A 17,875-nucleotide genomic window follows, 5' to 3' on the forward strand; every position below is an offset into this window, starting at 1 on the left:
ACCTCATCAGCCGAACTCGGCCCCGTCGAAGTCCTCCGGTGTGTAGTCACGCGATTCGACGAGCACCATCCAGTTCCCCGAGTTGTCGCGCATCAGCGCCTCGACGCCGTAGGGCCGTTCCTCGGGCGGCTGGATGAACTCGACACCCTTCGCGGACAGTTCCTCGTAGGTCTTACGACAATCGTCGACGGCCAACCCGAAACCGGGCAGACCGCCGTCGGCCTGGGCGCGCTGCATCGCCGCGATCAGGTCGTCGGACAACGGCTTCGACGGGGTGGTCAGGTGCACCTGCAGCTCGGGCTGCGCGGGATGGGCGACGGTGACCCAGCGGAAGTCGGGTCCCATCGTGATGTCGTCCTTGGGCTCGAAACCCATGATCGACGTGTAGAACTCGAGCGCTTCGTCGAGGTCGCGGACCCACAGCGAGATGAGCGAAATGTTTGTGATCATGGGACCGACGGTATCCGCGCCACGCGCGTCGGTGCTTCTCCTAGGTTGCGGGGCCGTGCCGCTCGGCCAATCCGGCCATGAAGATGAAGCAGCTGGGGATGCGCGGCGCCCCGTCGGACCAGCGTCTGCGGAACTCCGACGGTGATTCGCCGACCAACTCCCGGAACCTGCTGCTGAACGAGCCGAGGCTGGAGAACCCGACGGCCGTGCACACTTCGGTGATGGTCAGGTTGGTCGCGCGCAGCAGGTCTTGGGCCCGTTCGATGCGACGACGGGACAGGTGCTCGGCAGGTGAGCAGCCGTAGGTGGCGACGAACAACCGCTGGAAGTGGAATTTGCTGACCCCGGCCACCGCTGCCAGAGCGGCGAGATCGAGCGGCTCGGCATAGTTGCGATCGGCGTGGTCGCGGGCCCGGCGCAAATGGGGCAGCAGATCGTCCGGTGCCCGTGTCGCCATCGCCCCATCCCCGTCGTGAGTGGTCACATGAGCCTAATCGGCCAGAGCGGTCCGTTGTCCGACCTCGGGACCATCATTGCCGCATGGCGACCGGGGGAGCGCACCCGCACGGAACTGCGGCACAACTTGTCGGCGGACGACGCGGCCTACGTCGCGCTCGCCGAGGCGCTGGGGGCGACGTCGCTCGTGACGACCGATGCCCGGTTGGCGCGAGCGCCCGGCATCGGTTGCCGCGCCGAACTGTTGAGCTGACCCACCGGGGCAGATCGGCGCAGGGCCGTCCGCCGATGACGACCTCGGCGCCCATTAGACTGGCCGCCGTGGCCCAGACTTCCAATGCCAGCCCGCGTCCCGTCCTCGTCGTCGATTTCGGTGCTCAATACGCGCAGTTGATCGCACGGCGCGTGCGCGAAGCGCGGATCTACTCCGAGGTGATCGCCCACGACGCCCCGATCGAGGAGTTCCGGGCCAAGAACCCCGCGGCACTCGTCCTCTCCGGCGGCCCCGCGTCGGTCTACGCCGACGGTGCCGCGACGCTCAACCCGGCGATCCTGGAGCTCGGCATCCCAGTCTTCGGCATCTGCTACGGCTTCCAGGCGATGGCCCAGGCCCTCGGCGGCATCGTCGCCAACACCGGCGGCCGCGAATTCGGCCGCACCGCGATGACCTGCGACGGCGGCGTCCTCCACGACGGCCTCGGAGACAGCCAGCCGGTGTGGATGAGCCACAACGACGCGGTGCAGGTCGCGCCCGACGGGTTCACCGTCACCGGTTCGACGCCCGGCGCGCCGGTGGCCGCCTTCGAGAATGTCGACGCCAAGATGGCCGGCGTCCAGTACCACCCCGAGGTGCTGCACAGCCCGCACGGCCAGCAGGTGCTCACGCGGTTCCTCTACGAGATCGCGGGTCTCCAGCCGACGTGGACGGCCGCCAACATCGCCGAGTCGTTGATCAACGACGTCCGCGCCCAGGTCGGCGACGACGGACTGGCCATCTGCGGCCTCTCCGGCGGCGTCGACTCGGCGGTCGCGGCGGCGCTGGTCCAGCGCGCCATCGGCGACCGTCTGACCTGTGTCTTCGTCGACCACGGCCTGCTGCGCGCCGGTGAGCGCGAGCAGGTCCAAACCGACTTCGTCGCCGCGACCGGCGCTCGCCTGGTCACCGTCGACGCCGCGGACACCTTCCTCTCCGAATTGGCCGGCCAGTCCGATCCGGAGACGAAGCGCAAGATCATCGGCCGCGAGTTCATCCGTTCCTTCGAGGGTGCCGTCACCGATGTCCTGGGCGATCAGGCCGCCTCCGGCAAGAAGGTGGACTACCTCGTCCAGGGCACCTTGTACCCCGACGTCGTCGAATCCGGCGGCGGCTCCGGCACCGCCAACATCAAGAGCCACCACAACGTCGGCGGCCTGCCCGACGACCTCGAGTTCAAACTGGTCGAGCCCCTGCGCCTGCTGTTCAAAGACGAGGTGCGGGCCGTCGGCCGCGAACTCGGGCTGCCCGAGGAGATCGTCAACCGGCAGCCGTTCCCCGGGCCCGGCCTGGCCATCCGCATCGTCGGCGAGGTGACCAAGGAGCGTCTCGAACTGCTCCGCAAGGCCGATGCCATCGCGCGCGAGGAACTCACCGCTGCCGGACTCGACGGCCAGATCTGGCAATGCCCCGTCGTCCTGCTCGCCGATGTGAGAAGCGTTGGCGTGCAGGGTGATTCGCGGACCTACGGGCATCCGATCGTGTTGCGCCCGGTCTCCAGCGAGGACGCCATGACCGCTGATTGGACCCGTATCCCCTACGAGGCCCTCGAAACCATCTCCACCCGGATCACCAACGAGGTCCCCGAGGTCAACCGCGTCGTCCTCGACGTCACCAGCAAGCCGCCGGGGACCATCGAGTGGGAGTAGAAGGAAACCGCATGCCCAAACTCATGATCGTCGTCGGCAGCGTGCGTCAGGGTCGGATCGCCGAGCCCATCGCGCAGTGGGCGCGCCGCACCGCGGAGGCCGACGGCCGGTTCGACGTCGACCTCGCCGACCTGCGCGAGATAAATCTGCCGATGATGGACGAGCCGAACCACCCGCGCCTGGGCGACTACACCCATCGGTACACGATGGACTGGAGCGAGCGCGTCGCCGCCGCGGACGCCTTCCTCTTCGCGTTCCCCGAGTACAACTACAGCTTCGCGCCGGCGATCAAGAACGCGATCGACTATCTGAGCGCCGAGTGGAACCGCAAGCCGGTCGGCTTCATCAACTGGGGCGGCAACTCGGCCGGCACGCGTGCCCAGACGGCGCTGCGACCGGTCGTCGCGGCGGTCGGACTGGTCATCACCAAGCCGAACGTCGAGATCAATTTCGCCCAGAAACAGCTCGACGACGACGGCGCCTTCATCCCCAACGAGCAGCAGGCGACGGTGCTCGCCGCGCAGCTCGACGAGCTCGTGCTCCTCGACGGTGCGCTGCGGCCTCTGCGCGGATAGCGGACACCGCTAGAGCAACAGGGTCGCGACGAGCAGCAGGAGGATCCCGACGAGGATCGCGGCGATCGTGATGGCGGTGCCGTGTTGCTGCCACACCGAGCGTTTCGGCGAATCGCCGGCGGCGGCGACCAGGGCCGACGCCGGTCCGGCCGCGCCCGCCAGCGTCGAGCGCGGCTGCGGCGGCGGGGCCGGTACGTAGGAGCGGGGGAAGGAGCCGGTCTTCATCCGCGGCGGTTCCGGCGTCGCGAGCGCCCACAGCGGGGTGTGGCCGTCGGGACGGCTGATCCGCCCGGTGAGCACGTGTTCGGGCGTGGTGCGGTTGGCCGTGGCCACGAGCAGGGCGAGCCGGTCGCGGACCTGCGCCATCGTCGGCCGCCGAACCGGGCTGGGGGTCAGCATGGCCAGCAGCTCGTCCTGCAGCAGCCCGGCGTTGCTCGGCGGTCGGATCTGGGCGCGCGCGACCCGGTCGAGCAGTGCGCTGATGTCCTCGTCGTCGGCGCCGAACGGGGGCTGTCCCTCCACCATCGTGTAGATCGTCGACCCCAGCGTGTACACGTCGGAGGCCTCGCTGTGCGGGGCGCCGCGCGCGACCTCGGGGGCGAAGTACGCGGGCGTGCCGGAGACCAGGCCGCTGTCGTCGGTGTGGTCGGCGCGGTGCTGGGCGATTCCGAAGTCGGTGAGCTTGACCAGCCCCGCGTCGCGCCCGATGCTGGCGATGAGGATGTTGCCCGGCTTGATGTCGCGATGGATGATGCCGGCGTTGTGCGCGACCGCCATCGCCGCCGCGATCTGCGCACCGATCTGGGCGGCCTCGATCGGGTCGAGGTGCCCAACGGTGTGCAGGATCTGGGCGACGCTGCGCGACGGCACGTATTCCATCACCAGCCACGGGGTGCCGTCGTCGAGGACGACGTCGTGTACCGCGATCGCGTTGTCATGCGCGAGCTTCGACGCGATGCGCCCCTCGTGCAGCGCCTTGGCGCGGATGTCGGCGACGTTCTCGGCGGGCACGTCGTCGAGCGAGACGATGCGTTTGACGGCGACCTCGCGCCCCAGCAGTTCGTCCTTGGCCGACCACACCGAGCCCATGCCGCCCTCGGCGATGCGGGAGCGCAACCGATAGCGCCCCGCCACTAGGCGGTCGGGTCCGGGAACGGTCTGCTGGGTTGTCACGCCGTGAGTATAGGGCGGCCCCGATGTGCGGCGGTCGCCGGTCGTCACGCCCCGAGCCGCTGTGCCTCACCGCGGATGTCCGCGGGCAGGTCGTCGTGCGGATCGCCCAGGCCGAGATGGTCGCGCAGCGTCGTCCCCGTGTACTCCTCGCGGAACAAGCCGCGGCGGCGGAGTTCGGGTACGACGTAGTCGACGAATTCGTTGAAAGTGCCGGGGGATTGGGCGCTGGACACGATGAATCCGTCGGCCTCGCCGCCGTGGAAGGACTCCTCGATCTGGTCGGCGACGTCGGCAGCGGTCCCGACGAACTGCGGCAGCAACACACCCTGTGCGTACAGCTTGCCGATGTCGCGCAGGGTGAGGGCGTCGCGCTGGGAGAGCCGCCGCGCCACGTCGAACAAGCCCTGGGTGCCGCTGACCGTGATGTCTTCGACGGGGGCGTCCAGGTCGTATTGCGAGAAGTCGTGATCGGTGTGTACCGAGAGGGTGATCAGGCCGGAGATCGGGTCGGCCAGCTCGTTGTGGAAGGCCTGCTTCTCGCGGGCGATGGACTCGGTCTCGCCGATGAACGGGATGAACGACGGGAAGATCTTGACGTGGTCGGGATTGCGGCCGAAGTTCGACGCCCGCGACTTCACGTCGTCGTAGTAGGCGCGCCGGCCCTCCGGCGTCGGATCGATCTCGAAGATGGCCTCGGCCCAGCGGGCCGCGAAGTTCTTGCCGGTGTTCGACGACCCGGCCTGGATCAGCACCGGCCGGTGCTGCGGCGATCGGGGCTGGTTGAGCGGTCCGCGTGAGCGGTAGTGGTCGCCGACGTGGTCGATCGTGTGGATCTTCGACGGATCGGCCCACACGCCGGTCTTCTTGTCCGCGGTCACCGCGTCGACCTCCCAGCTCGACCACAACTTCACCGCGGTGCTCACGAATTCTTCGGCCAGCTCGTAGCGCCGATCGTGCTCGACGTGCTCGTCGAAGCCGAAGTTCTGCGCCTCGGCCTGCGAGAGCGAGGTGACGATGTTCCAGGCGATCCGCCCCCGGGTCAGATGGTCGAGCGAGCCGAAGACGCGGGCCACCTCGTAGGGGTGGAAGTAGGTGGTGGACTTGGTGACCGCGATGCCGAGCCGGCTGGTCACGGCACCGATGCTGGCGGCGACGAGGCTCGGGTCGATGGTCGCGGCCGCCTGCGTCCCGCGGCGGAACGGCTCGGACTGGTCGCCGCCGAACCGCACCGGCGCTGCGAGGAGGTCGGCGAAGAAGGCGAAGTCGAAGGTGCCGCGCTCGAGGATGCGCCCGACGCGGTGGTAGTGGTCGGGGCCGAAGTAGTCCGTCTCCGAGCCCGGGTGCCGCCAGGCGGCGTGCGAGTGGGTGACGGGGGAGGCGATGAGGAAGCCGCCGAGGTGGAGTTGGCGCTGGGGCATGGGAGTGTCCGTCCTGGTCTGGGTGAGTCGGTGAGACAAGTGAAACCGCCGGGGCATGGCGCGGTCGACCTTGTGTGCGCGCTGATCGCAACCGGCTCGTCGCCGGCGCCGGACCGCCGTCGTCGTGTGCGGGATTGACATAGAAGTAGAACATGTGTTCGCATTGGGGAATGCGGTGGTCCGAACAAATGATCGACATGGACGACGGGGGATTGCCCGGGTTGGGCCGCTCCGATCTGGTCCGGACGGTCACGACGCCGGAGTTCGCCGGGATCACCTTCCACGAGGTGCTGTGCCGGTCCCTGCTGAATCCCGTCCCGGTGACGTCGGGTATGCCGTTCCGGTTCAGCGTCAACACTTTTCGCGGGTGCACCCACGCCTGTCGGTACTGCTTCGCGCGTCCGACGCACGAGTACCTGGACTTCGACGCGGGGGACGACTTCGACCGGCAGATCGTCGTGAAGCTCAACGCTGCCGCGGTGCTGCGCAAGGAGTTGCGCCGGCGCTCGTGGCAGCGCGAGGTCGTCGGTTTGGGGACCAACACCGATCCGTATCAGCGCGCCGAGGGGCGCTATCGGCTGATGCCGCCGATCATCTCGGCGCTGGCATCGTCGGGGACGCCGTTCTCCATCCTGACCAAGGGCGCGCTGCTGCGCCGCGACCTGCCGTTGCTGCGCCAGGCCGCCGACGTCGTCGACGTGTCGCTCTCGGTGTCGTTGGCAACGGCCGACGCCGAGTTGGCCGGTCGCCTGGATCCGGGGGCGCCCGCGCCGCGGGCCAGGCTGGAGTTGATCCGCTCGCTCGCCGACGCGGGATTCGCCCCGCATGTCATGGTGGCGCCGGTCATCCCGTACCTGACCGACTCGACGGCCCAGCTCGACGCGTTGCTGGCCGAGCTGGCGGCAGCCGGGGCGGCCAGCGTGTCGGCGATTCCCATGCATCTGCGCGGGTCGACGCGGGGTTGGTTTCTGCAGTGGCTGGCCGACGAGCATCCGGCGCTGCTCAAGCGTTATCGCGTGCTGTACGGCCGCGGTGCCTATGTGCCGGGGGAGTACTCGGCGCGGCTCGCGCAGCGCTTGCGCCCGCTGGTCGCCGCACACGGTCTGCAGGGACGGTCGGGGCCGGTTCCGACGACCGATCCCGCGGTGGCTTCACCGCCGGTCCCGGTACCTGCGGCGATGGCTGAGCCGACGCTTTTCTAGCCTTCTGACCAGGCGATATTCCCGCTCTTGCGCATTGTCGGACCTTCGGTCTACAGTCAGTGAATCGAATGAATGTTCGATGAAGTCGGAACCCTTCCCGACCGGCTTCGCCAGGTGTGAAAACACGCGGAAAAGCGTTGCGCGAGAGGCGTAAAGGTCGGGAGGAACGATGGTCGAGGTAGCGGTGGAAGGGTCGGCGGTCGACCCGACGGTGGCGCAACTGCGCCAGGCGATGGCCGGGGTCGGAGTTGCGACGGCGGGTACCGCGGCGCGGCGGTTGGAGGTCGGACCGGGGGAAGACGGTCCGCCGCCAGACGTCCTGGCGGTACCCGCCACCCTCGCGGGATTGTTCCCCGGGGGCGGGCTGGGCCGGGGGAGCGTGGTGACGGCCGCTGGAGCCGGCTCCCTGTTGCTCTCGATGATCGCGGCGGCCAGCGGAGCCGGGGCCCAGGTCGCGGTGGTCGGCCTCAAGCGGCTGAGCATGCTCGCCGCCGCGGAGATGGGGGCGGATCTGAACCGGGTCGCACTGATCGCCGACCCCGGCCCGGATCCGCTGCAGATCGCGACGATCCTGCTCGACGGCATGGACCTGGTGGTGCTGGGCCTCGGCGGGGCATCCGTGCCGCCGTCGCGGGCCAAAGTGCTCGCGGCCCGGGCGCGGCGCAACTCCTCTGTCCTACTCGTCGTCGACGGCTCCTGGCCCGGCGCCGCCGCCCAACTGACCGCCCGGGTCAGCGGCTACCGCCGTGGTCCGACGGTCCGGTGCGGCTATGGCCGGATCGACGGGTGGGATCTCGCGGTATCGGTCCGCGCCCGCAGCCGCCCGCCGCGCAGTGTGCGTCTCACCGCGGGTGGGGGAATGCCCTGTGTCGAATCCGGGGAGGTGGACCGGTGACTCGTCGCATCCTCGCGCTGTGGGCGCCGGATTGGCCGGCCGTCGCGGCCGCGGTGGAACGGGATCTGCCGCCCGACGCCCCGTTGGCGGTCCTCACGGCCAATCGGGTCGTCGCCTGCTCGGCGCCCGCGCGTCGTCTGGGCATCCGGCGCGGTATGCGCAAACGTCAGGCGCAGTCGAACTGTCCGGAACTGGTGGTCGTCCCCGCGGAACTGGACCGGGACGGGCGGCTGTTCGGCCCGGTCGTCACCGCCGTGACGCGGGTGCTGCCCGCGACCGAGGTGTTGCGCCCGGGGGTGCTGGCGGCATCGATCTCGGGGATGCGGTATTTCGGCTCCGAGGAGAACCTGGCCTCGGCCGTGACCGAGGCGGTCGCCGAGGTCGGCGCAGAGGTACAGCTGGGCATCGCCGACGAGATGTTCACCGCCGTCCTGGCGGCGCGGCGGGAGACGATCGTCGCACCGGGGGAGGATGAGCGGTTCTTGGCACCGCTATCGATCCACGAGTTGGCGGCCGAGCCGGCGCTCGTCGGCGAGTCGCGATCGGAGCTGGTGGACCTGCTGTGGCGCCTCGGGTTGCGCACACTGGGGGCTTTCGCGACGCTGCCCCCGACTGATGTGGGCAGTCGTTTCGATGCCGAAGCTCTCGTCGCGCATCGGCAGGCGTCGGGTAAACCGGGGCGCGTCCCGTCGGCCGTACCGGTTCCGCCGGAGCTGGCCGTCGTTCACGCCTGTGACCCGCCCGTCGACCGGATCGACGCGGCCGCGTTCCTGGCCCGCCGGCTCGCCGTGCAGTTGCATGAAAAGCTGACCGCCGCGGCGATGTCCTGCACGCGGTTGGCGGTATCGGCGAGAACTGAGCACGGGCAAGAGAACTCGCGAATCTGGTGCTGTGCGCTGCCGCTGACCCCGGAGACGACGGCCGATCGGGTGCGCTGGCAGCTGGAGGGGTGGCTGATGGAGGGGGCCGCCGGTGCGGCGGAGGGGCCCGATTCGCCGGTCGTCGAGCTGGTGTTGGAACCGGTCGAGGTCTCCTCCGGGGCCGGTCTGCAGTACGAACTGCCCGGGCCCGGAGAGACGTGGGCCGACGGATCCCGCGCCGATCGGATCCGTCGTGCGGTGGTCCGGGTGCAGGGTTTGCTCGGCGCGGACGCGGTGATGGTCCCGGTGCGCGACGGCGGGCGGGGGCCGGCCGAGCAGATCACCCTGGTTCCGGCGGGCGAGTCGGCGGTCCCGGTTCGGGCGGTGAACGCGCCCTGGCCGTCGCGGTTGCCGCAGCCGACGCCGGCCGTGTTGGTCGACGCCCCGGTGGCGGTGTGCGACGCGACCGGCAGCCCCGTCGGGGTGACCGTGCGCGGAGCATTCACCGGGGAGCCGGCGACCGTCGTCTCGGGGGCGTCGCACAGTTGGTCGGTGCAGTGGTGGGCCGGCCCGTGGCCGTGCGGGCTGTCCGGGGACGAGGTGCTGGCCCGCGCGCAGGTCCTGCTCGACGACGAGCGGGCACTGCTGTTGCGCTTCGGTGCCGACGAGCAGTGGCGGGTCGAGGGGGTCTACGAGTGATCGCGTCGGGTGTCGGGGGTTTTCGGGTAGTGCACTACGCGTGTCCTCCGTGGGTGGTCGGCGGACTCTTGGATGACAGGCCGTGCTCCGACGGTCTGCGGATATCGAAGGACTGACGATCATGACCAACCAGAACACGTTCAAGCGGCGCCGAGACCTGACGCGGATCAATCCCCAGCCGTTGCCTCCGGGCGGCATCAACTGGATCAACCCGCAACCGCTCCCTCCCGGCCCCGATCGCCGCGCACCGCAGCGCCGCTATCGCACCCGCTGATTCCGAGTGGTGCGGGCGATGAGAACTCTGCGTGCGGCGATGCTGGGTACGACGACGGTCGCGGTACCGCTGGCGATGGGCGGGCCGGTGGTCAACGCGTTGACGCTGGGCACGTCGTGGGTGCGCGTCGACGCCGTCGACAACGGTGACGAGACGGTGACGTTGCGCGTCACCAATCTGGATCGGGAGAACCCGATCACTTGCGCCGCCGTGCTGACCGATCCCGGGGCCGGGCCGACTACCCAGGCGGGCTTCATCTCCCTGCGCGCCGACCTGGCTCCCGGGCAGTCGAGGAGCGAGACGCGCGGCACGGTGCCCGGCCACTACCGGGTCGCGGTGCGCTGCGACGGCGAGGCATGGCGGTACACCGTCTCGCCCGGCAGCCTGTTCACCGTCTCTCCGCGCAGCGTTGCGGCCTAGTCGGGCGCGCGTCGAAGGTATATTGGTACCTATAGACAGGTAGGTGGGTACCACGATGGCGATGAACATAAAGAATCCGCGAACGCATGAACTCGTCAAGCAACTTGCGCGACTGACCGGTCAGAGCCAGGAGGCTGCGGTGGAGTCTGCGGTGGAAGCCCGATTGCGCGAGTTGCTCGAGCGCGACGAGGCGAGTCGGATTCTCGACCAGGGGGCCGAGATCGGTGTGCTGATCGGGCTTGCCCCGGGTGTCGACCCCACGGCGGAACTCTATGGAGAGGGCGGGCTGCCCGAATGATCGTCGACACCTCGGCCATCGTCGCGATCCTGGCCGGTGAGGATGATGCACGACGGTATGCGACTGCTCTGGCAAGACAACAGGCGGTCATGTCTGCCGGTACCTATCTCGAGTGTTCCATCGTGATCGACCGCAAGGGTGTTCCCGAAGCGAGTCGCGCCTTCGACTCCTGGATGAAAGCGACGGGGATCGAGGTGGTGCCGGTCAGCGTCGAGCAGTCCCGCATCGCCCGACGGGCGTACGCCGACTTCGGCAAGGGGAGTGGTCACCGGGCGGGACTCAACTTCGGCGACTGCTTCGCTTACGCGCTGGCCGTCGAACGCGACGAGCCCCTTCTCTGGAAGGGTGACGACTTCACCCATACGGGCGTGCGCTGTGCGCTGGACTGACCACACATACCCTGCACTTCTGGACAGACCCCACACCCGAAAGGTGCTGGGTATGTCCGGAACTGCTGGGTTTGCCCACAACCCAGCAATGCGAACATACGTTCGATATACTGACTCGGGTGGGATGGTCCAACGGGCCGCCGAGTTGGGCGGAGATGGAGCGGGTGCTGTCGGGACGGCCGCGCTCGGGCAAGACCGGGTACCCGGAAGACCAGCACGTCGACGATGTGGGCGTCCCCGACGGCGGCGACTCACCGGCGTGGACGCGTAAGCGGGACGCCTACCTGGCCGACGAGACGGTGCGCCCGGTCACCTCCACCGTGCCGTTCGCCGAATTGCACGCCCACAGCGCGTTCAGCTTTCTCGACGGGGCTTCGACACCGGAGGAGATGGTGGAGGAGGCCGTCCGCCTGGATCTCAAAGCGCTCGCGCTGACCGACCACGACGGCTTCTACGGCGTGGTCCGATTCGCCGAGGCGGCCCGCGAGTTCGGTCTCCCGACCGTTCTCGGCGCCGAACTCTCCCTCGAGCCAGACGTGGTGCGCACCGGGGTCCCCGATCCGTCCGGCGAGCATTTGCTGGTCCTGGCCCGCGGGCCGGAGGGCTACCGGCGGCTGTCGCAGGCCATGGCGTCGGCCCACATGAGCGGCGGGAAGAAGGGGCTGCTGCGCTACGACCTCGACGAGCTGTCGCGCACGAGCCACCAGGGCCATTGGCTCATCCTCACCGGCTGCCGCAAGGGCGGGTTGCGCCGGGCGCTGGACCGCGGCGGTCCCGACGCGGCCCGCCGGGAGCTGGGCGGGTTGATCGAACGGTTCGGGCAGGACAACGTCGCCGTCGAACTCACGTCGACGGCCCAACCGGATGACGACGAGCGCAACGCGCTGCTCGCCGCCCTCGCCGCGGAGTGTGGTTTGCCCGTCGTCGCGACGACGGGCGCGCATTTCGCCGGCCCGCAGCGCCGTCGGCTGGCGCTCACCATGGCCGCCATCCGCGCGCGCACCGACGTCGAGACCATCGACGGGTGGATGCCCGGCGTCGGGGGAGCCCATCTGCGCAGCGGCGACGAGATGGCTCGGCTCGTCTCGGCGCATCCCGACGCGCTCGACAACGCGGTGAACCTGGCCGCCGACTGTGCTTTCAAGCTGGATCTCATCGCCCCGAACCTGCCGCCGTTCGCCGTCGACGAGGGGTACACCGAGATCACCTTGCTGCGTGAGCTCACGATGATGGGTGCGGCCCGGCGGTACGGCGCGCATCCGGAACGGGACAAGGCCTATCGGCAGATCGAGCACGAGCTGGCGATCATCGAGAAGCTGGATTTCCCCGGCTACTTCCTGGTGGTCCACGACATCGTCGACTTCTGCCGGGAACACGACATCCTGTGCCAGGGCCGCGGTAGCGCCGCGAACTCGGCGGTCTGCTTCGCCCTGGGCATCACCCCGGTCGACCCGGTTGCCAACCGCCTGCTCTTCGAGCGCTTCCTCTCACCCGAGCGCGACGGCCCGCCCGACATCGACGTCGACATCGAGTCGGATCGTCGCGAGGAAGTGATCCAGCACGTCTACGCCAAGTACGGGCGGGACTACAGCGCACAGGTCGCCAACGTGATCACCTATCGTCGACGATCCGCCGTGCGCGACACCGCCCGCGCCCTCGGCTATGCCACCGGGCAGCAGGACGCCTGGAGCCGCATGCCCGACGAGGCGCCCGACGACGTGCAGGAGATGGCCGCGCAGATCAAGGGGTTGCCCCGGCACCTGGGCATCCATTCCGGCGGCATGGTGATCTGCGATCGGCCCATCGCCGACGTGTGCCCAACGGAGTGGGCGCGGATGAAGGACCGCAGCGTGTTGCAGTGGGACAAGGATGATTGCGCGGCCATCGGGCTGGTGAAGTTCGACCTGCTGGGACTGGGGATGCTCTCGGCGCTGCGTTACGTGATCGACCTCGTCGAGGAGCACAAGGGGATCACGGTGGATCTGGCGCGCATCGACATGGCCGAGACCGCCGTCTACGACATGCTGTGCCGCGCCGACTCCGTCGGAGTGTTCCAGGTGGAGTCGCGGGCCCAGATGGCGACCCTGCCGAGGCTGAAGCCGCGCGAGTTCATGGACCTGGTCGTCGAGGTCGCGCTGATCCGGCCCGGCCCGATCCAGGGCGGCTCGGTACACCCGTATATCCGGCGCCGGAACAAACTCGAAAAGGTCGTCTACGACCATCCGGCCCTGGAGAACTCCCTCGAGCGCACCATGGGCATCCCGCTGTTCCAGGAGCAACTCATGCAGATGGCCGTCGACATCGCCGGGTTCAGCGCGGCCGAGGCCGATCAGCTGCGCCGGGCGATGGGCTCCAAACGGTCGCCGGAGAAGATGGCCGCGCTGCGGCAACGGTTCTTCGACGGGATGGCGCAGTTGCATGGCATCACCGGCGAGGTGGCGGAGCGGATCTACGAGAAGATGGCCGCCTTCGCCAACTTCGGCTTCCCGGAGAGCCATTCGCAGAGCTTCGCGTCGCTGGTCTTCTACTCGGCGTGGTTCAAGCTGCACCATCCGGCGGCGTTCTGCGCCGCGCTGCTGCGGGCACAGCCGATGGGCTTCTACTCGCCGCAGTCGCTGGTCGCCGACGCCCGTCGGCACGGGGTGACGGTACACCGCCCCGACCTCAACGCATCGTTGCCGCACGCCACGCTGGAAGAAGCGGGAACCCAAGTGCGCCTGGGGCTTTCACGGGTGCGCGGCATCGGCGACGAGGTGGCGCAACGCATCGTCGACGAGCGGTCCGCGCACGGCGACTTCGCCGACCTCGACGACGCGGCTGCCCGCGTCGAGCTGAGCCAGGCGCAGTGGGAGGCGTTGGCGACCGCGGGTGCGCTGGACTCCTTCGGGCTGAGCCGTCGGCAGGCGCTGTGGTCGGCGGGGGAGGCGGCACGGCACCAACGCGACCAACTGCCGTTGCGCGCGGGTTCCCCGGCACCGGAGTTGCCCGGTCTGTCCGCGGTGGAATTGGCGGCGTCGGATGCGTGGGCCACCGGCATCACCCCGACCAGCTATCCGACGCAATACCTGCGCCCGCGGTTGGCGGCGCTCGGGGTGGTGCCGGCCGACGGGCTGCTCTCCGTCGCCGACGGGGAGCGCGTCCTGGTCGCCGGCGCCGTCACCCATCGGCAGCGCCCGGCTACCGCGTCGGGGGTCACGTTCATCAACCTGGAGGACGAGACCGGCATGGTCAACGTCGTCTGCTCGGTGGGGTTGTGGCGCAGGTATCGCGAGTTGGCGCACACGGCAACGGCTTTGGTGGTCCGCGGCAAGGTGCAGAACGCGGAGGGTGCGGTCACCGTCGTCGCCGACCGGTTGCAGGCGCTGGACCTGAAGATCGGCACCCGGTCGAGGGACTGGTGTTGACGACCGGCGGTGCTAGGTTCGACCCGTGGACTCGGAGAAGAACAGGACGCGCCGGTCGAAGCCGCGCCACGCGGCGCCGTGGACGTGGTCGTCATTCGCCAGTCGAACGATCGAAGGCTTCGGGCACGCGCTGTATTGGCGGATGGAGAACTTCTTGACCGGCCTGCCCAGCATCGTCGCCTTCGTCGCAGGTTTGTTCGCCGGTTCTGCGGTGGCCGGTTGATGTACCCCGGCGACGACACCGACCGCACCGACGACGTCGCCGACCGTCCCGACTACGCCGCCGAGCGCCCCGACGACCGATGGCGGTGGGTGCGGTTCACGTTGACCGGCCGGTTCTCCATGTGGGTGACGTACCCGATCATCACGTTCGTCGTGGGGTTCGCACTGGCCTACCTCCAGCCCTAGTTCCGGCCTCAGACAGCGCCGTCGAACCCGTGTTGCCGCCACGCCTCGTACACGGCGAGGGTGGCCGAGTTGGCCAGGTTGTGCGACCGGCGCTGCGGGAGCATCGGGATGCGTAGCCGGTCGGTGACGTGCGGGTCGGCGAGCATCTCCGCGGACAGCCCGGTCGGCTCTGGGCCGAACATCAGCACGTCTCCCGGCTCGTAGGAGACGTCGGTGTAGTACCGCGACGCGTGCGCGGTGAACGCGTACACGTGCTCCGGCCGCAGCGAATCCCATGCCGCGTCGAGATTCGGGTGCACGGTGACGTGGGCCATCTCGTGATAGTCGAGGCCGGCGCGGCGGACCTGCGCGTCGGACAGCTCGAACCCGAGCGGTTCGACGAGGTGCAGCTCGCACCCGGTGTTCGCCGCCAATCGGATCGCGTTGCCGGTATTGGGCGGGATGCACGGTGCGACGAACAGGATGCGGAACACGCTCGCACGTTAGCAGCCCGCGCCAGGGGGACCGGCGACCCGACATGGAAGAATGGCACTGTGACAGCGACACGACTCGACGGCATCGTTACCCGCGACGAAATCTTCACCGACCTGGCCGCCCGGGTCGAGAAGCTCAAGGCCGCGGGGATCGAGCCCGGTCTCGGCACCGTCCTCGTCGGCGACGATCCCGGTTCCCGCTCGTACGTGAAGGGCAAGCACAACGACTGCGCGAAGATCGGCGTCAACTCGATCCGCCGCGACCTGCCCGCCGACGCGACGACCGAGCAGCTCAACGCCGCGATCGACGAGCTCAACGCCGATCCCGCCTGCACCGGCTACATCGTGCAGCTGCCGCTGCCGCGCCACCTCGACGAGAACGCCGCGTTGGAGCGGATCGCGCCGGAGAAGGATGCCGACGGCCTGCACCCGATCAACCTCGGCCGCCTGGTGCTCGGCGAGGAGTCGACGCTGCCGTGTACCCCGCGCGGCGTGATCCACCTGCTGCGCCGCTACGACATCCCCCTCGACGGCGCGCGGGTCGCCGTCGTCGGCCGCGGGGTCACCATCGGCCGGCCCATCGGCCTGCTCCTGACCCGGCGCAGCGAGAACGCCACGGTCACCCTCTGTCACACCGGTACCCGTGACCTCGCCGCCGAGACCCGCCGCGCCGACATCATCGTCGCCGCCGCCGGCGTCGGACACCTGATCACCCCCGACATGGTCGCGCCCGGCGCGGCGGTCATCGACGTCGGCGTCAGTCGCGGCGACGACGGGAAGCTGGTCGGCGACGTCCATCCCGACGTGTGGGAGGTCGCCGGGGCGGTGTCCCCCAACCCCGGCGGGGTCGGGCCGCTGACCCGTGCCTTCCTGCTGGTGAACATCGTCGAACGCGCCGAGGCGCAGTTGGCGGCGCGGGGGGCCTGACGATGGGCGATCCGGGCGCGGTGGCAGCTGGCGGGACGGACCCCGCGGAGCCGGGCGGTGCGCACAACGTGACCCGTCACGTCGATCCCGCGTCGGCGCTCTCCGCCGTCGAGGATCTCCCCGACAACGCCGAACGGGCCAAGAAGCTGCGCCGCGCGCGGGTCCGGCGCTGGTATGTCATGCAGATCCCGTACTTCGCGGTGCTGCTGGTGCTGCTGGTGGCCGGTGTGTTGGTCCTCGTGGATCGTTGGCGACGCGGCGCCTTCGTCTTCGGCGGCGGGCTGGCGTTCGCCGCGGTGCTGCGGGCCTTCCTGCCGACGAGCCGGGCCGGTCTGCTGCAGGTGCGCAGCCGCGGTTTCGACGTGGCGGCCTATGCGGCGCTGGCCGCCGCCGTGCTGTGGATGGCGATCACCATCGACCCGTTGGGCACGCGCTAACCGTCAGGAACGGCGGGCGAGGTCGACGGTCTGCGCGAGCAGATCGGCGATGGCGTCGTATTCGATGAGGAACGCGTCGTGGCCGTAGACCGACTTCACGACGCGCAGTCCGCCGACGCAGTTGCCGAGGAACTCGGCGAGTTCCTCCTGCAGCCGGATCGGGTAGAGCCGATCGGTGTCGATCCCGCCGACGATGACCGGTGTCTGGCAGGCGGCGAGCGCGGCCCGCACTCCGCCGCGGTTGCGCCCGACGTCGTGGTTGTTGAGGACCTCGGTCAGCGCCACGTACGACGCGGGGTCGAAGCGGGCGATGATCTTCTCGGCCTGGTGGTCGAGGTAGCTCTGCACCGCATACCGACCGCCGTGCAGCGGATCCTCTTGTCCCTGAGCCGAATTCGCGAACCGCTCGTCGAGTTCGAGTTCGTGGCGGTAGGTCAGGTGCGCGATGCGGCGCGCGACGCCCATGCCCGTCGTCGGGGTGATGCCGGTGCCGTGGTAATCGCCGCCCTGCCACGCGGGGTCGGCCTTGATGGCGGCGATCTGCGTGGTCTGCGTGCCGATCTGATCGGCGGTGGCCCGGGCCCCGACGGCCAGCACCAGTGCCGCGCGGGTCCGCTCGGGGTACGTGACGGCCCATTCCAGGGCACGGGCGCCGCCCATCGACCCGCCGACCGCGGCGGCCACCGAGGTGACGCCCAGTTCGTCGAGCAACGCCGCCTCGGCGCGCACCTGGTCGAGCACGGTGAGCTGCGGGAAGCGCGAACCCCACGGCTTTCCGTCGGGGGCGGTCGACGACGGGCCGGTGGAGCCGTTGCAGCCGCCGAGGACGTTGGCCGCGATGACGCACCACTCGTCGGTGTCGAGGGCCGCGCCGGGACCGATCAGCCCGTCCCACCATCCCGGGGCCGCGTGCGCGGCGTCGGCGGGGCCGGTGATGTAGGTGTCGGCGGTCAGCGCGTGCAAGACCAGGACGATGTTGTCGCGCGCCGCGTTCGGCTGTCCCCAACGGGAGAACGCCATCGTGACGTCGGGGATGGTCTCCCCGCCGTCGAGGGCGATCGGGCCGATGCCGATCTGGTGCAGCGATCCGTCGGGAGTCGTCGCCCACTCCGGCGGAGCCGGAACATCCTGCCCGGTCGGCTCAGCCGCCGACGACGGTGCGGACGTGGTGTCCGCGCCGTGTCGGCGGCTGTGCAGGATGGTCACTTCGGCCTC

General features: G+C 69.6%; 21 protein-coding genes. 15 read left to right on the top strand and 6 right to left on the bottom strand.

Annotation, left to right across the window (positions count from 1 at the left end; translation table 11 throughout):
* Window positions 1-6: 6 nt before the first annotated feature.
* The gene (locus HUN08_RS05420; RefSeq protein ID WP_124248180.1) at window positions 7-450 is read right to left on the bottom strand and encodes a VOC family protein; all 444 of its coding nucleotides are present in this window, start codon (window positions 448-450) and stop codon (window positions 7-9) included.
* A gap of 40 nt (window positions 451-490) precedes the next feature.
* Window positions 491-907, bottom strand: coding sequence for a helix-turn-helix transcriptional regulator (locus tag HUN08_RS05425; RefSeq protein WP_124248179.1), 417 nt, complete (start codon window positions 905-907; stop codon window positions 491-493).
* Between the two features lie 27 nt (window positions 908-934).
* Between HUN08_RS05425 and HUN08_RS18350 the strand changes: the two genes are divergently transcribed.
* From HUN08_RS18350 to HUN08_RS05440, 3 genes are read left to right on the top strand one after another with little or no spacing between them, the layout of a single operon-like run.
* Window positions 935-1,159 carry a hypothetical protein gene (locus tag HUN08_RS18350; RefSeq protein ID WP_124248178.1) on the top strand — a complete coding sequence of 75 codons (225 nt, stop codon included), beginning with the start codon at window positions 935-937 and terminating at the stop codon, window positions 1,157-1,159.
* Between the two features lie 35 nt (window positions 1,160-1,194).
* Complete coding sequence (gene guaA, locus HUN08_RS05435) at window positions 1,195-2,808, top strand: glutamine-hydrolyzing GMP synthase (protein WP_301546906.1); 1,614 nt, start codon at window positions 1,195-1,197, stop codon at window positions 2,806-2,808.
* Window positions 2,809-2,819: 11 nt separating this feature from the next.
* The gene (locus tag HUN08_RS05440) at window positions 2,820-3,383 is read left to right on the top strand and encodes an NADPH-dependent FMN reductase (protein ID WP_124248176.1); all 564 of its coding nucleotides are present in this window, start codon (window positions 2,820-2,822) and stop codon (window positions 3,381-3,383) included.
* A 9-nt stretch (window positions 3,384-3,392) separates the two neighbouring features.
* Here HUN08_RS05440 and HUN08_RS05445 read toward each other — a convergent pair whose 3' ends face one another.
* A complete protein-coding gene (locus HUN08_RS05445) occupies window positions 3,393-4,556 on the bottom strand; it encodes a protein kinase (protein ID WP_301546907.1) in 1,164 nt (387 codons plus the stop codon).
* Window positions 4,557-4,600: 44 nt separating this feature from the next.
* Window positions 4,601-5,974: an LLM class flavin-dependent oxidoreductase gene (locus tag HUN08_RS05450; protein ID WP_124248175.1), complete on the bottom strand. Its 1,374-nt coding sequence runs from the start codon at window positions 5,972-5,974 to the stop codon at window positions 4,601-4,603.
* 170 nt (window positions 5,975-6,144) lie between these two features.
* On the opposite strand from HUN08_RS05450, the gene HUN08_RS05455 reads away from it, so the two are divergent.
* From HUN08_RS05455 to HUN08_RS05500, 10 genes are all read left to right on the top strand, one after another.
* Window positions 6,145-7,176: an Rv2578c family radical SAM protein gene (locus HUN08_RS05455; RefSeq protein WP_124248174.1), complete on the top strand. Its 1,032-nt coding sequence runs from the start codon at window positions 6,145-6,147 to the stop codon at window positions 7,174-7,176.
* Window positions 7,177-7,345: 169 nt separating this feature from the next.
* On the top strand, window positions 7,346-8,071 hold the full coding sequence (locus HUN08_RS05460) for a hypothetical protein (RefSeq protein ID WP_129624365.1): 726 nt from the start codon (window positions 7,346-7,348) through the stop codon (window positions 8,069-8,071).
* Complete coding sequence (locus HUN08_RS05465; RefSeq protein ID WP_174900879.1) at window positions 8,068-9,630, top strand: DNA polymerase Y family protein; 1,563 nt, start codon at window positions 8,068-8,070, stop codon at window positions 9,628-9,630. Before HUN08_RS05460 ends, HUN08_RS05465 begins: the two co-directional genes overlap by 4 nt.
* A 121-nt stretch (window positions 9,631-9,751) precedes the next feature.
* The gene (locus HUN08_RS05470; protein WP_165353488.1) at window positions 9,752-9,904 is read left to right on the top strand and encodes a hypothetical protein; all 153 of its coding nucleotides are present in this window, start codon (window positions 9,752-9,754) and stop codon (window positions 9,902-9,904) included.
* Window positions 9,905-9,922: 18 nt separating this feature from the next.
* Window positions 9,923-10,324, top strand: a complete 402-nt coding sequence (locus HUN08_RS05475) for a hypothetical protein (protein ID WP_124248172.1) — start codon at window positions 9,923-9,925, stop codon at window positions 10,322-10,324.
* 43 nt (window positions 10,325-10,367) lie between these two features.
* Window positions 10,368-10,622 carry a type II toxin-antitoxin system VapB family antitoxin gene (locus tag HUN08_RS05480; protein WP_124248171.1) on the top strand — a complete coding sequence of 85 codons (255 nt, stop codon included), beginning with the start codon at window positions 10,368-10,370 and terminating at the stop codon, window positions 10,620-10,622.
* On the top strand, window positions 10,619-11,011 hold the full coding sequence (locus HUN08_RS05485) for a type II toxin-antitoxin system VapC family toxin (protein WP_124248170.1): 393 nt from the start codon (window positions 10,619-10,621) through the stop codon (window positions 11,009-11,011). The genes HUN08_RS05480 and HUN08_RS05485 overlap by 4 nt, the downstream gene beginning before the upstream one ends.
* 119 nt (window positions 11,012-11,130) lie before the next feature.
* Window positions 11,131-14,415, top strand: a complete 3,285-nt coding sequence (locus tag HUN08_RS05490; RefSeq protein ID WP_124248169.1) for an error-prone DNA polymerase — start codon at window positions 11,131-11,133, stop codon at window positions 14,413-14,415.
* A gap of 25 nt (window positions 14,416-14,440) precedes the next feature.
* Window positions 14,441-14,638, top strand: a complete 198-nt coding sequence (locus HUN08_RS05495) for a hypothetical protein (protein ID WP_124248168.1) — start codon at window positions 14,441-14,443, stop codon at window positions 14,636-14,638.
* Complete coding sequence (locus HUN08_RS05500; protein WP_124248167.1) at window positions 14,638-14,823, top strand: hypothetical protein; 186 nt, start codon at window positions 14,638-14,640, stop codon at window positions 14,821-14,823. Before HUN08_RS05495 ends, HUN08_RS05500 begins: the two co-directional genes overlap by 1 nt.
* An 8-nt stretch (window positions 14,824-14,831) precedes the next feature.
* On the opposite strand, the gene HUN08_RS05505 is transcribed toward HUN08_RS05500, so the two are convergent.
* Window positions 14,832-15,296, bottom strand: a complete 465-nt coding sequence (locus HUN08_RS05505; protein WP_124248166.1) for a tRNA (cytidine(34)-2'-O)-methyltransferase — start codon at window positions 15,294-15,296, stop codon at window positions 14,832-14,834.
* 60 nt (window positions 15,297-15,356) lie between these two features.
* Between HUN08_RS05505 and HUN08_RS05510 the strand changes: the two genes are divergently transcribed.
* Together HUN08_RS05510 and HUN08_RS05515 are read left to right on the top strand one after the other, a co-directional pair.
* On the top strand, window positions 15,357-16,223 hold the full coding sequence (locus HUN08_RS05510) for a bifunctional methylenetetrahydrofolate dehydrogenase/methenyltetrahydrofolate cyclohydrolase (protein ID WP_124248165.1): 867 nt from the start codon (window positions 15,357-15,359) through the stop codon (window positions 16,221-16,223).
* A 146-nt stretch (window positions 16,224-16,369) separates the two neighbouring features.
* Window positions 16,370-16,660 carry a DUF3017 domain-containing protein gene (locus tag HUN08_RS05515; RefSeq protein WP_301546967.1) on the top strand — a complete coding sequence of 97 codons (291 nt, stop codon included), beginning with the start codon at window positions 16,370-16,372 and terminating at the stop codon, window positions 16,658-16,660.
* Between the two features lie 3 nt (window positions 16,661-16,663).
* On the opposite strand, the gene HUN08_RS05520 is transcribed toward HUN08_RS05515, so the two are convergent.
* The gene (locus HUN08_RS05520) at window positions 16,664-17,866 is read right to left on the bottom strand and encodes a homoserine O-acetyltransferase (RefSeq protein WP_124248163.1); all 1,203 of its coding nucleotides are present in this window, start codon (window positions 17,864-17,866) and stop codon (window positions 16,664-16,666) included.
* Window positions 17,867-17,875: the final 9 nt, after the last annotated feature.

This window comes from Gordonia sp. X0973, from assembly GCF_013348785.1.
Classification (GTDB): domain Bacteria; phylum Actinomycetota; class Actinomycetes; order Mycobacteriales; family Mycobacteriaceae; genus Gordonia.